Annotated in this window: 12 protein-coding genes; 11 read left to right on the top strand and 1 reads right to left on the bottom strand. The window is 68.3% G+C overall.

Features of this window, described 5'->3' with window-relative positions:
* The 8 genes from NK718_RS12305 to NK718_RS12340 form a co-directional block, all read left to right on the top strand.
* Positions 1–1,173: SdrD B-like domain-containing protein (locus NK718_RS12305; RefSeq protein ID WP_254742527.1), on the top strand; the 1,173-nt coding region annotated here is incomplete at its 5' end.
* Positions 1,174–1,300: 127 nt separating this feature from the next.
* Entirely contained in the window at positions 1,301–1,558 is a 258-nt protein-coding gene (locus tag NK718_RS12310; protein WP_254742530.1) for a hypothetical protein, read from the top strand.
* A 60-nt stretch (positions 1,559–1,618) separates the two neighbouring features.
* Positions 1,619–2,419, top strand: a complete 801-nt coding sequence (locus NK718_RS12315; RefSeq protein ID WP_254742533.1) for an HpcH/HpaI aldolase family protein — start codon at positions 1,619–1,621, stop codon at positions 2,417–2,419.
* 128 nt (positions 2,420–2,547) lie between these two features.
* Entirely contained in the window at positions 2,548–3,003 is a 456-nt protein-coding gene (locus NK718_RS12320; RefSeq protein WP_254742536.1) for a (2Fe-2S)-binding protein, read from the top strand.
* A 3-nt stretch (positions 3,004–3,006) separates the two neighbouring features.
* Positions 3,007–5,247 carry a xanthine dehydrogenase family protein molybdopterin-binding subunit gene (locus NK718_RS12325; protein WP_254742539.1) on the top strand — a complete coding sequence of 747 codons (2,241 nt, stop codon included), beginning with the start codon at positions 3,007–3,009 and terminating at the stop codon, positions 5,245–5,247.
* Positions 5,248–5,439: 192 nt separating this feature from the next.
* The gene (locus tag NK718_RS12330) at positions 5,440–5,835 is read left to right on the top strand and encodes a DUF1236 domain-containing protein (protein ID WP_371877278.1); all 396 of its coding nucleotides are present in this window, start codon (positions 5,440–5,442) and stop codon (positions 5,833–5,835) included.
* Positions 5,836–6,059: 224 nt separating this feature from the next.
* Entirely contained in the window at positions 6,060–6,344 is a 285-nt protein-coding gene (locus NK718_RS12335) for an SWIB/MDM2 domain-containing protein (protein ID WP_254742545.1), read from the top strand.
* Positions 6,345–6,573: 229 nt separating this feature from the next.
* Entirely contained in the window at positions 6,574–6,912 is a 339-nt protein-coding gene (locus NK718_RS12340) for a polyhydroxyalkanoic acid system family protein (RefSeq protein WP_254742548.1), read from the top strand.
* Between the two features lie 2 nt (positions 6,913–6,914).
* Here the strand turns inward: NK718_RS12340 and NK718_RS12345 are convergent, their stop codons facing one another.
* A complete protein-coding gene (locus NK718_RS12345; RefSeq protein WP_254742551.1) occupies positions 6,915–7,493 on the bottom strand; it encodes a TetR/AcrR family transcriptional regulator in 579 nt (192 codons plus the stop codon).
* Positions 7,494–7,619: 126 nt separating this feature from the next.
* On the opposite strand from NK718_RS12345, the gene NK718_RS12350 reads away from it, so the two are divergent.
* From NK718_RS12350 to NK718_RS12360, 3 genes are all read left to right on the top strand, one after another.
* Positions 7,620–8,741, top strand: coding sequence for an efflux RND transporter periplasmic adaptor subunit (locus NK718_RS12350; RefSeq protein WP_254742554.1), 1,122 nt, complete (start codon positions 7,620–7,622; stop codon positions 8,739–8,741).
* A 5-nt stretch (positions 8,742–8,746) separates the two neighbouring features.
* Positions 8,747–11,830, top strand: coding sequence for an efflux RND transporter permease subunit (locus NK718_RS12355; RefSeq protein ID WP_254742556.1), 3,084 nt, complete (start codon positions 8,747–8,749; stop codon positions 11,828–11,830).
* Positions 11,831–12,107: 277 nt separating this feature from the next.
* Positions 12,108–12,473 carry a hypothetical protein gene (locus NK718_RS12360; protein WP_254742559.1) on the top strand — a complete coding sequence of 122 codons (366 nt, stop codon included), beginning with the start codon at positions 12,108–12,110 and terminating at the stop codon, positions 12,471–12,473.
* The last annotated feature ends 108 nt before the right edge of the window (positions 12,474–12,581 follow it).

Here is a 12,581-nt window from a genome sequence, read left to right on the forward strand (position 1 = left end):
TTCCCGCTCTTCGACATTTCCGGCACCAAGTATGTCGACGCGGACGGTGACGGCGTGATCGACCCCGGCGAGGTCGGACTGCAAGGCGTCACCATCTTCATCGACCTCAACGGCAACCATCAGGTCGACGCCGGCGAGGCGTCCACGACCACCGACGAGAACGGCCACTGGTCCCTGTCCAACCTCGGCGCCGACCAGATCGACGGCGTCGTCCAGGAACTGCTTCCGGCCGGCTACGAGCAGACCTACGGAGAGGACGGCTACACGCTCGACGGCACCGACCAGAGCAACCTCGACTTCGCCAACTTCGAACTGTTCGACATCTCGGGCACCAAATATCTCGACGCCAATGGCGACGGCTCGACGGTCGGGGACAGCGGGCTTGGCGACGTCACCATCTTCATCGACATCAACAAGGACGGCGACTACGACGTCGGCATCGACGAAGCGACGACGACGGCGTCGGACGGCACCTGGTCGTTCCACGACCTCGACGCCAGCTACGCCGGGTTGATGGTCTACGAAGTGGTGCCGGACGGCTATGTCCAGACGCTCGGCGAGGCCGGTTACTCGATCACCGGCACCTCCGGCGCCGACCAGTACAACATGGACTTCGCCAATACGCCGGAAGTCTGCTACGAGGGCCTCACTCCCGGCTTCTGGAAGAACGCCCAGAACTGGAGCAAGGTCGAGCTTTCGCAGGACTGCCTCGACGAGTTCGGAAAGACCGACATCGCCGGAGTCATGACGCTGACCATTCGGGATGCGTTCGATCTGCAGATCAACGGCGACTTCCAGTACTACCAAGGCAAGGCGCTGAAGACGATCGACCTCGACATGACGTTGCTCGATGCGCTCAAGCTGAACGGCGGGGTCGAGTCGCTGTTCCGTCAGGGTACGGCCGCCCTGCTCAACTCCTGCACCACGGATCATCAGGGCGACCAGTTCGACTTCTTCCTGTCGACCGAACAGGTCAAGGACCTCATGCAGGACGTGATCAGCCAGCCGCTGCTGGCCACTCACCGCGACGCGGCGATCGAACTCGCGGGCGACTTCGGCGCCCTCAACGAACTCGAGCCGGAGAACAGCTGGGGAGACGACCACGTCTGCGCCACGACCCAGCAGCTGACCAACCTGTTCGATAACAAGTATTCCGACCTGCTGACCGTTTGAAGCTGGCCGGAACGACAATTCAAGAATGGCCGGCCGCCTTGCCGGCCATTCTCGTCTTCGCGGCCATGACGCTTTGCGCGTATGATGTCTGCGAGGACGTGGTTTGGATGCACAACAGCGAGGGTCCGTGACCAAGCAAGCCATCAACGCCCTGCCCGTCCAGGGCTTCCGTGTGTTCCAGAACAGCGAGGATCCCAGCTTCGCCGTGCTGGTGATCGGCGCGGCCGGCAAGCGCTTCAACTTCCTGGTCCCGAAGGACGGACTGGAGGCGATGGCCAAGCACATGGTCGACGCCGCCATCGATCTCAACCAGCGCGCCGCCGGCGGAAAGCCCGCCGATCACGTCGCGACCGACGCCGCCACCTCGGATATCATCAAGATCTGACCCCCTTGCCCCTGCCGGAGGCGGCTCTAAGGTGACGCTCCCCTTGTCGGAGTCGCGCCCATGTCCGCCCCCGCTTCGCCTTTCGAGAACCCGTTCCGTCGCGCGCTCGCGGCCGGCCGCCCGCTCGTCGGGCTGTGGTCGATGCTGAACGCCAGCACGGCGCTCGAGGGCGTCGCGTTCTCCGGCTTCGACTGGATCCTGATCGACGGCGAGCACACGCCGCTGACCGTGCAGGACGCCATCGCGCATCTGCGCGCCATGCACGGCTCGCCCTCCGCGCCCATCGTGCGGCTGCCGTGGAACGACGCGGTGCTGATGAAGCAGTACCTCGACGCCGGGGTCGCCACCGTCATGCTCCCCTACGTGCAGAGCGCGGCGGAAGCCGCCGCCGCCGTGAGCAGCATGCGCTACCCGCCCCGAGGCACGCGCGGCGTCGCGGGCATGACGCGCGCCAGCCGCTACGGCCGCACCGCCGGCTACAACCAGAACGCCGATTCCGGCCTGTTCCTCATCGTGCAGATCGAGACGCTCGCCGCGCTCGAGCGGCTGGAGGAGATTGCCGCCGTCGACGGGGTGGATGCCGTGTTCTTCGGCCCGGCCGACCTCGCCGCCAGCATGGGCCTGCTCGGCCAGCCCGACCACCCGGACGTGGTGCGCACGATCGAGGACGGGATGCGAAGGGCCCGCGCCGCCGGCGTCAAGGTCGGGGCGCTGTCGCCCTCCCCCGCCACCAGCGAGCGCTACCTGCGGGCCGGCTTCGACTTCGTCTCGGTCGGCAGCGACATGGCGCTGCTGTTTCGCGCGGCGGACGAGCTCGCCGCCCGCTTCGGCGCGGTAGCCCGCGGGGACGGCGCCGGCTGAGAAGGGCGCGGCGGCAACCACGGAAAATTGCGCGCGGGGCCGCTCTCGGCTCTGGTCCTTTTAAGGAATCGGGATCTATTCTGCCTGCCTGCGCGGTCCGGGTAACAGGATCCGCGAGGGAGGACAGGATGATCAGCTTCAAGCTCAATGGGCGCGAAGTGAAGGCTGACGCGCCGGACGACGCGCCGCTTCTCTTCGTGTTGAACAACGATCTCGGCGTCAACGGCGCCAAATTCGGCTGCGGAAAGTCGCAGTGCGGGGCCTGCACCGTGCTGATCGAGGGCGAGCCGGCGCGCTCCTGCTCGATCAAGGTGTCGTCGGTGGCCGGTCGCTCGGTGGTGACGCTCGCCGGCCTCACCGAGAACGGCAAGCCGAGCAAGCTGCAGCAGGCCTTCATCGACGAGCAGGCCGCCCAGTGCGGCTACTGCACCTCGGGCATGATCATGCAGGCCCAGGCCCTGCTCGACCGCAATCCGAACCCGACCGACGCCGACGTGCGCTCGGCGCTCAACGGCAATCTGTGCCGCTGCGGATCGCACAATCGCGTCGTGCGCGCCGTGCTCCGCGCCGCGAAGGAGGCCTGAGCCATGACCGTCATTCCCGCCACGGACCGCCGGGGCTTCCTCAAGGCCGCCGGGTCGATCACCCTCGCCTTCGCCATCCCCGCCGGCGACGCGCTCGCCCAGGCGGCCGCCCTGGCCGGCGCCAAGCCGAAGCTGCCGGGCGACATGGAGACCAACCGCAAGCTCGGCTCATGGCTGCGCATCGGCGCCGACGGCGCGGTGACGCTGCTGGTCGGCAAGGTGGAGCTCGGCCAGGGCATCCTCACCGCCGTGACGCAGATCTGCGCCGACGAACTCGACGTCGACATCGGCCGCGTCAAGCTGATCTCCGGCGACACCGCCCAGTCGCCCAACGAGGGCACCACGGCCGGCTCGTTCTCGATGCCGAACTGCGCCCCCGCCGTGCGCCAGGCCGCCGCCGAGGTGCGCGCTCTGCTGATCGAGATGGCCGCCGCCAAGACCGGTAAGCCGGCCGAGGGCTGGACCGTCGCCGACGGCGCGATGAGCGGCCCGGACGGCGCCAAGGCGAGCTACTGGGAGCTCGCCTCCGGCCTGTCGCTCGAGCGCGAGGCGACCGGCGCGGTGAAGCCCAAGAACCCGGCCGACTACAAATATGTCGGCAAGGAGTTTCCCCGGCTCGACTTCCCCGGCAAGTTCACCGGCCAGGCGATGTTCGTGCAGGAATTGCGGCCGGAGGGCCTGCTGTTCGGGCAGGTGGTCCGCCCGCCCACCTACAAGGCCAAGCTTACGGCCCTCGACACCTCGGCCGCCGAGAAGATGCCGGGCGTGGTGAAGGTGGTGAAGAACGGCAGCTTCGTCGGGGTGGTCGCCCAGCGCGAGGAACAGGCGGTCGCCGCCGCCGCCGCGCTGGCCGCCGCCGCCAAGTGGGAGGTGGAGAAGGCCCTGCCGACCTCCGACGGGATCTTCGACTGGCTGCAGAAGACCAAGCCCGCCAAGGTCATCGAAACCAAGAAGCAGCCGCGCAACGGCGGCGATCCGGCCGTGAAGACGCTGGAAGCCACCTATTTCCGGCCTTACCACATGCACGGCTCCATCGGCACCTCGGCGGCGGTGGCCGTGCTCGGCGCCGACGGCGTGATGACCATCGACACGCACAGCCAGTCGGTGTTCGAGACCTCCGAAGCCATCGCCATGATGCTCGGGGTCGACAAGAGCAAGGTGCGCTGTCGCCACGTGCAGGGCTCCGGCTGCTACGGGCACAACATGGCCGACGACGCCGCCGCCGACGCCGCGCTGCTGGCCGCCGCCGTTCCAGGCCGTCCCGTCAAGCTGCAGTACACCCGCGAGCAGGAGCATCGCTGGGAGCCCTACGGCTCCGCCATGGTGATCAAGACCAAGGCGGGCGTCGACAAGGACGGCAACGTCCTCGACTGGGATCTCGAGCTGTTCTCGACCCCGCACGGGACGCGTCCGGGGAGCCACGCCGGCAACCTGCTTTCGGCGCGCTACCTGGAGAAGCCGTTCGAGATGCCGACGCCGCAGAACGGCGGGCCGCCCAACTACGCGGCCGACCGCAACGGCATCGCGCTCTACGACTTCCCCGGCCACAACGTGCTGACCAACTTCATCACGGACATGCCGGTCCGCGTCTCCTCGACGCGCGGGCTGGGGGCCTACGCCAACGTCTTCGCCATCGAGTCCTTCATGGACGAGCTGGCCAGGGCGGCGGGGGTGGACCCCATCCAGTACAGGCTGCGCCACCTCAAGGACCCGCGCGGCCGCGACGTCATCGCCAAGGCGGCGGAGACGTTCGGCTGGGACAAGTGGCAGAAGAAGGACGGCCGCGGCCGCGGCATCGGCTTCGCCAAGTACAAGAACATCGCCGGCTATTGCGCGGTGGCGCTCGAGGTGGAGGTCAACAAGCGCAACGGCCGCGTGCGGGTCGTGCGCGCGGTGGCCGCCGCCGACAGCGGCCACCTCGTCAATCCGGACGGCGTCCGCAACCAGATCGAGGGCGGGCTGATCCAGTCCCTCAGCTGGACGCTCAAGGAAGAGGTGAAGTTCGACGACACAAGGGTCACCTCGGAGGACTGGGTCACCTACCCCATCCTCACCTTCGCCGACGTGCCGCCGGTCGAGGTGGTGCTGATCGACCGCCCCGGCGCGCCCTTCCTGGGCACCGGCGAGGCCGCCCAGGGGCCGACCGGCGCGGCGCTCGCCAACGCCGTCGCGGACGCCACCGGCGTGCGCTTCCGGCGTGGCCCGTTCACGCCCGAGCGCGTCAAGGCGGGCCTCACCGCCTGATCCACACAGCCACGACGCGGGGGCCGGCGCGCGCAGCGCCGGCCCTCTCTTTTTGGCGATGCGATTGCCCTCCTCCCCGCCGTTTCCAAGCTGGGCGGCAGGAACCGACAGGCTCGCTGTTCTGTTCAAAGGTCGCCTGATTGGTAACCGGAAGGACGGAACATGAGCATTTTCAAGCAGCAACGACCCACGATGCGGCTCGCCGCGATCGGCGCTCTGGCGATCGGGCTTCCGCTGGCGGGTTGCGCGAGCGGAGCGGGAACGGGCGCCGCCGGCGGCGCGGTCGCGGGCGCGGCGGTCGGCGGGCCGGTCGGCGCGGTGGTGGGCGGCGTCACCGGCGCCGCGGTCGGGGCGGCCCTGACGCCGGACGAGACGACGCGCGTGCGGACCTACGTGGTCGCCCAGCGCCATCCCTCGGTGCGGGTGCGCGACGAGGTTGTCGTGGGCTATCCCCTGCCGCGCAACGTGCGCCTCTACCCGGTGCCCGCCAGCGTCGGCCTGAGCACCGAATACCGCTACGCGGTCGTCAACAACCGTCGCGTCCTGGTCGAGCCGGACACGCGAGAGGTCGTCTACATCATCCAGTAACGGCCGTGCCGCGCCGAATCGGCGCGACGCCGGACCGGGCCTGACCACGCCTCCGGGGCCGCTACGAGCGCCCCGGAGGCGCTTTGCCCTGTGATTCACTCAAAAAACCCGCCTCTCCCCCCCTTGTGCGAAGGCGGCGCTGCTGGGATTCTCCCGCGCGGAAGCGGCGTCCCGCCTGCTTCGTGCGTTCGGCTGGTCGACGCAGGGATCCAAAGGAGATCACAATGGCGAAGAAGGATGCCCCGGCGGCCAAGCCGGCGGCCAAGGCCAACACCGGCTTTTCGCGGCCTCTGCAGCCCTCCAAGGAGCTGGCTGCCGTCGTCGGCAGCGACCCGCTCCCCCGCTCCGAGGTGGTGAGCAAGATGTGGGACTACATCAAGAAGAACAAGCTGCAGAACCCTGAAAACAAACGCGAAATCCTCGCCGACGCCAAGCTGAAGCCGGTCTTCGGCAAGGACAAGGTGACGATGTTCGAGATGAACTCCCACCTCGCCAAGCACCTCAAGTAACCTTCGGCGCCGCGGACGCGCCCCCGGGCGTCCGTGGCGGGAGGCGCGGCCCGACGAGGGCCGGTCGCGCCGTGGCGCGACCGCCGGGGCCGGCGGCCTCCGACCAGCACGGACCCGTCCCCGTGATTCGCGGCCCAGCGCGCGGTCGCGGCGGGCGGGCCGGCCGGTGACGCAACCAATCGCGCGTCCGCGCTTTGGTCAGGCTGGATCAGTTCAGCGGAAGCGTCGCATGACCCGGCCTCTCGTCGTCACCGTCTCTCACGATCTCGGGCAGGAACAGGCCGAAGCGCGCCTGCGCTCGCGGATCGACTCCGTGCGCCGCACGCTCGACAGCTACAAGATCGCGGTGCTGCGGGAGTCATGGACGGGAAACCGGCTGGATTTCGCGGTTCGGGCGCTCGGCCAGACCGCCGAGGGCGCGGTCGACGTGTTCGACGACCACGTGCGCATCGAGGTCCGGCTGCCCTGGCTGCTCGCGGCCTTCGCAGAGCGCGCGTCCGGCCTTCTGCGCAGCCGCGGCAAGCTGCTGCTCGGCCACGAGGGCGGCGAACGCAAGCCGGGGGCGTGACCTCAGCCGGCCTTCGGCCCGGCGATCCCGTTGTCGAGCAGTTGCTCCAGCGCGGAGGCGCACTCCTCGCGGTCTTCCGGCGTCAGCGGCGAGATGCCGTGCATATCGAGCGCGCGCAGGCCTTCGTTGGCGAGCCAGGCGATCATGGACGCCCGCCGGTTCTCCGAGGTCTCCTTCACCTCCCCCCACCCGGCGACGATGGCCTCGCGGATCGGATCGAGCAGGGTCGGGTTTTCGGCGGACGCGGCCAGCAGGCCGGTCGCCACGTCGGGCGAGTGCTTGCAGCGCATGCTCTGGCAAATGGCGATGGCGACCCGGGCGGCGGCGTTGGGCCGGTGCGCGAGCGCACTCTGCAAGCGCGCCTTCTCGGATAGGGCTTCACCGACCATGCGCTCGACCATGCCCCGCAGCAGCGCTTCCTTGGTGGGAAAGCTATAGAGCAGGCCGCCCTTGCTGAGCCCGGAGCGCTCGGCGACGGCATCGAGCGTCAACCGCCCCGCGCCGACTTCGCACACCAGCTGCGCCGCGGCATCGAGGATCCGCTCGCGTGAACTTGAACGACCCCTCGGCTGTTCACTCATCGAATTGCCCGTTGAAACTGTACCGTCTGGACGGTATATAACGTGCCAGCCTTCGGGCGCAAGGCCGTGATGCCTCCCGCTTTGGTCGGGACGGCGCGGCGAGAACACCACAAAGGTATCGGTCCGATGAAGCGGCGCATCGTCGTCTCCCTCGTCTTTTTGCTGGCTGTCGGCCTGTGCGCCGGCCTCGTCTGGTTCAACTTCTTCCGCGACCGGATGATCGTGCAGTTCTTCGCCGGCATGAAGCGTCCCGCCCAGGTCGTCTCCGCCGTCGACGCCTCGACGCGCGAGTGGGCGCCCGGCATCGGCGCGATCGGCACGGCGCGCGCCGAGTTCGGCGTGCAGCTCCCCGTCGAGATCGCCGGCGTCGTGCGGGAAATCCGGTTCAAGGCCAACGACCGCGTCAATAAGGGCGACGTGCTGGTGCAGCTCGACGACCGCATCGAGCGCGCCGACCTGGTCGACGCCGACGCGGCGGTGAAGCTCGCCGAGGCCAATCTGGACCGCGCCACCACACTGAAGACCCGCGGCTTCAATACCGAAACGTCCTACGACCAGGCCGTGGCCCAGCTCGCCACCGCGCGCTCGCGGTTGCAGCGCATCCAGGCGATCATCGACCAGAAGGCGCTGAACGCCCCCTTCGCGGGCATCATCGGCATTCCGCGCATCGACCCCGGCCAGTACCTGCAGGCGGGCACCACGGTCGCGACGCTGCAGAACCTCGACACGATGAAGGTCGACTTCACCGTGCCCGAGCAGGCCGCCGCGCGGGTGAAGCTCGACCAGCCGGTCCGGTTCGGGACGACCGAAAACGACCTCTCCGTCAGCGGCCACATCACCGGCATCGACCCGCGTATCGATCCGCAGTCGCGGCTCGTCTCGGTGCGCGCCGTCATCGACGACAACAAGTCCGCCAACGTGCAGCCCGGCCAGTTCCTGCGCGTGCGCATCGACCTGCCGGCCGAGCCGAACATCCTGACCGTGCCGCAGACGGCCGTGGTGAGCAGCCTCTACGGCGACTACGTGTTCGTCGCCGAGCCGGACCCGGCGAACGCCGGGCAGTTCGTCGCCCGGCAGGTGTTCGTGAAGGTCGGCCGCCGGGAAGGCCGCGACGCGGAGATCCTGTCGGGCGTCGAGCAGGGCCAGAAGGTCGTCGTGTCCGGCCAGAACAAGCTGCAGGCCGGCGCGCCGGTCAAGATCGACAACAGCATCGACCTCTCCAAGGTCGCCTCCGGAACGCAGGACTGACCGCCGTGGGCTTCACCGAACTCTTCATACGCAGGCCGGTGCTCGCCTCAGTGGTGAGCCTGATGATCCTGCTGCTCGGCGCGCAAGGCCTGCTCATCCTGCAGGTCCGCCAATACCCGCGCATCGAGGAGACCACCGTCACCATCACGACGGCCTACACCGGCGCGAGCGCCGACCTGATGGAAGGCTTCATCTCGACGCCGATCGCCAAGGCGGTTTCGAGCGCCGAGGGCATCGACTACGTCACCTCGCAGAGCCGGCTCGGCGTCAGCGTCGTGTCGGCCCGCATGCGCCTGAACACCGACCCCAACGCCGCGCTGACCGAGGTCACCTCCAAGGTGCAGCAGGTGCGCGCGCAGCTGCCGAAGGAGGCCGAGGACCCGGTCATCGTCAAGGGCACCGGCCAGTCCTTCGCGCTGATGTACCTGACATTCGCCAGCGACCAGATGACCCCGGAGCAGGTGACGGAGTACCTCACCCGCGTCGTGCAGCCGCGCTTCGCGACGCTGGACGGCGTCGGCTCCGCCGAAATCCTCGGCGGCCGCGACTTCGCCATGCGGGTCTGGTTCGACCCGCTCAAGCTCGCCTCGCGCAACGTGACGGCCGGCGACGCGCTGAACGCCATCCGCTCCAGCAACTTCCTCGCCGCCCCCGGCAAGACGCAGAACGAGTTCGTCGCCTACGCGCTGGAGATGCAGACCACGCTGCAGACGCCGGAGGCGTTCGGCGCGCTGCCGATCCGCGCCTCGGGCGACCAGATCGTCCGCCTGCGCGACGTGGCGCGTGTCGAGCTGGGGCCCAAGAACACCGACACGAAGGTGACGTTCAACGGGCGCGAGGGCACCTTCATCGGCGTCACGCCCAGCCCCTCGGCCAACCCGCTCACCGTCGCGGCCGGCGTCCACAAGGCCATCGACGAGATGCGCCCCACCCTGCCCAAGGGCATGACGGCGCAGGTGGTCTATGACGCCTCCAACTTCATCTCCGCCTCGATCCGCGAGGTCTTCAAGACCATCGCCGAGGCGGCGTTGATCGTCGTCGTCGTCATCTTCCTGTTCCTCGGCTCCTTCCGCTCGGTGGTGATCCCCATCGTCACGATCCCGCTGTCGCTCGTCGGCGTCTGCTTCGTGCTGTTCGTGCTGGGCTACTCGATCAATCTGCTGACCCTGCTCGCGATGGTGCTGGCCATCGGCCTCGTGGTCGACGACGCCATCGTCGTGGTGGAGAACATCCACCGCCATATCGAGGAGGGGCTGAAGCCCATCGACGCGGCCATCGTGGGGATGAAGGAGATCTTCAGCCCCGTCGTGTCGATGACCATCACGCTCGCCGCCGTGTACGCCCCCATCGGCTTCACGCAGGGCCTCACCGGCACGCTGTTCCGCGAGTTCGCGTTCACGCTCGCCGGCGCGGTGGTGATCTCCGGCGTGATCGCGGTGACGCTGTCGCCGATGATGTCCTCGCGCCTGCTCCGGCCGGGTTCGAGCGGCTTCGCCGGCTTCATCGACCGCACCTTCACCAAGATCGAGAACTGGTACGGGCGCCGGCTGAGCGGATCGCTGAACAGCCGGGGCGTGACGCTGGTGATCGTCGCGGCGCTGCTGGCGACCACCGTGTTCCTGTTCATGAAGACGCCGTCCGAACTCGCGCCGGAAGAGGACCAGGGCGCGTTCCTCGGCCTCGTCAACGTGCCGAAATACGCCACCTCGGACTACACCCAGACCTTCGCCAAGGGCTTCACCCGCGCCGGCGAGAAGATTCCGGAGATCGAGGACACCTTCATGGTGGCCGGCATGGACGGCGGCGGCGGGGCGTTCATCGGCTTCAAGCTGAAGGAATGGAGCGAGCGCAGCCGCAAGCCGGCCCTGATCAAGCAGGACATCCAGAACCTGCTCGACGCCAACGCCGGCGTGCAGGCCTTCATCTTCTCGCCGCCGGCTCTGCCGGGCTCGAGCGGCGGCCTGCCGATCCAGTACGTGCTGCGCACCATCGGCAGTTCCTCGCAGGCCTTCGAGATCGGCGAGGAGGTGAAGAAGCGCGCCCTGGCGAGCGGCCGCTTCATCGTCGTGCAGAACTCGATGACCTACGAGTCGCCGCGCGCCCGCATCATCGTCGACCGCGACAGGGCCGCCGCGCTGGGCGTGGCGGTGAGCGAGATCGGCACGACGCTGAGCGCGCTGGTGGGCGGCGGCACCGTCGGCAAGTTCGACCGCGACAACCGAAGCTACGACGTGGTCACCCAGGTGTCGCAGGAGAACCGGCTCAATCCCGAGCGGCTCGGCCAGTTTTACCTGCGCGCCACGGACGGCACGATGGTGCCCCTGTCGGCGGTGATCCGCATCGAGACCGACGCCGCGCCGGCGGCCATCGAGCAGTTCAACCAGCTCAACTCGGCCACCATCTCGGCCCTGCCGATGCCGGGCGTCACCACCGGCGAGGGCCTCAAGGTGCTGCGCGACATCGCCGCCGAGGTGATGCCGACCGGCTTCTACGAGGACTATGCCGGCCAGTCCCGCCTCGAGGTGAAGGAAGGCAGTTCGGTCGGCCTCGCCTTCGGGCTGGCGCTGATCGTCATCTACCTGGTGCTGGCGGCGCAGTTCGAGAGCTTCCGCGACCCGTTCATCATCATGATGTCGGTGCCGCTGTCGCTGTTCGGCGCGATGGCCTTCCTCAATCTCGGCCTGGCGACGCTGAACATCTACACGGAAGTGGGCCTGATCACGCTGATCGGCCTCATCACCAAGCACGGCATCCTGATGGTGGAGTTCGCCAACGATCTGCAGGAACAACGCGGATTGTCGCGGCGCGCCGCCATCGAGGAGGCCGCCAAGGTGCGGCTGCGGCCCATCCTGATGACGACCGCCGCCATGGTGCTCGGCGTCGTGCCGCTCATCACCGCGACGGGCGCGGGCGGCGCGGCCCGCTTCTCGATCGGCATCGTGATCGCCACGGGCATGTCCATCGGCACGATCTTCACGCTGTTCGTGGTGCCGATGTTCTACACCCTGCTGGCCCGCGACCGCGGGCGGGCCTCGGCTGCGGCTGCGGCCGCCGCGCCGGCCGGCGAGATGCGCCACGCGGCGGAATAGATGAAACGGCCCGGCCCATGCGGCCGGGCCGTTTTGTTTGGGCCGCACGGATTTATCCACAGGTTAAACGCCTGCGCCGCCATGATGATTTTGGCTGGACGAGGCGCGCGTGGTTAATCTTTTGTGGAAGCCTCCCCCTTCGAGTGAGGCGAATGCGCAACAGATCGGCCGGATTTAACGGTTCATTCGACCTTTCGCGACTCGTCAAGTCCAGCAAGCTTGACTGCACTCCCAAGTTGTCCGACTTCTTGGCGGAAGGACAATGGGGATTCCACAAATGCTGCTAAGGACACTGGTTTTGGCGGCCGGGGCGGCGCTGCTGACCAGCGCGTCGGTCAACGCCGCCGACATGGCCTACAACCCGGGCTATTGCGGCGTGATGGTCCGGTCCCCGCTGCTCGACCAGCCCATCGCCACGATGCGGCAGGCCGTCGACGAGCGCTACGAGCGTTCGGTCCAGGTCGCCGAGATGACGCCGACGATCTACAACACATCCCCCCGCTTCGTGTGGGCCTCGGAGGCGAAGGTCGCCTGCGGCATGGCCATCGGCTTCTTCGGAAGCGGCGAGGTGAACGAGGAAATGGTCAGCAAGTGCGACTGCTTCTACGGCCGCATGGTGGCTTACACGGGCTCGCTGAAATGAGCTGAGCCGACCCGGCCCCGCTGGGGCCGGCGAGCGACCGGGCGGACCCGGCGCGCCTCCCCGAGCGGGTGGCGCGGCCGGGCGAACGGTTGAACTGAAATTGCTCCG

This window comes from Alsobacter ponti (assembly GCF_024294805.1).
Taxonomy (GTDB): domain Bacteria; phylum Pseudomonadota; class Alphaproteobacteria; order Rhizobiales; family Beijerinckiaceae; genus Alsobacter; species Alsobacter ponti.

Bases quoted from the DNA above. Each gene is read 5' to 3' on its own strand.
- NK718_RS12315 (WP_254742533.1), top strand. From the start codon at position 1,619: ATGTCCGCCCCCGCTTCGCCTTTCGAGAACCCGTTCCGTCGCGCGCTC.
- NK718_RS12320 (WP_254742536.1), top strand. From the start codon at position 2,548: ATGATCAGCTTCAAGCTCAATGGGCGCGAAGTGAAGGCTGACGCGCCG.
- NK718_RS12325 (WP_254742539.1), top strand. From the start codon at position 3,007: ATGACCGTCATTCCCGCCACGGACCGCCGGGGCTTCCTCAAGGCCGCC.
- NK718_RS12330 (WP_371877278.1), top strand. From the start codon at position 5,440: ATGCGGCTCGCCGCGATCGGCGCTCTGGCGATCGGGCTTCCGCTGGCG.
- NK718_RS12335 (WP_254742545.1), top strand. From the start codon at position 6,060: ATGGCGAAGAAGGATGCCCCGGCGGCCAAGCCGGCGGCCAAGGCCAAC.
- NK718_RS12340 (WP_254742548.1), top strand. From the start codon at position 6,574: ATGACCCGGCCTCTCGTCGTCACCGTCTCTCACGATCTCGGGCAGGAA.
- NK718_RS12345 (WP_254742551.1), bottom strand. From the start codon at position 7,493: ATGAGTGAACAGCCGAGGGGTCGTTCAAGTTCACGCGAGCGGATCCTC.
- NK718_RS12350 (WP_254742554.1), top strand. From the start codon at position 7,620: ATGAAGCGGCGCATCGTCGTCTCCCTCGTCTTTTTGCTGGCTGTCGGC.
- NK718_RS12360 (WP_254742559.1), top strand. From the start codon at position 12,108: ATGCTGCTAAGGACACTGGTTTTGGCGGCCGGGGCGGCGCTGCTGACC.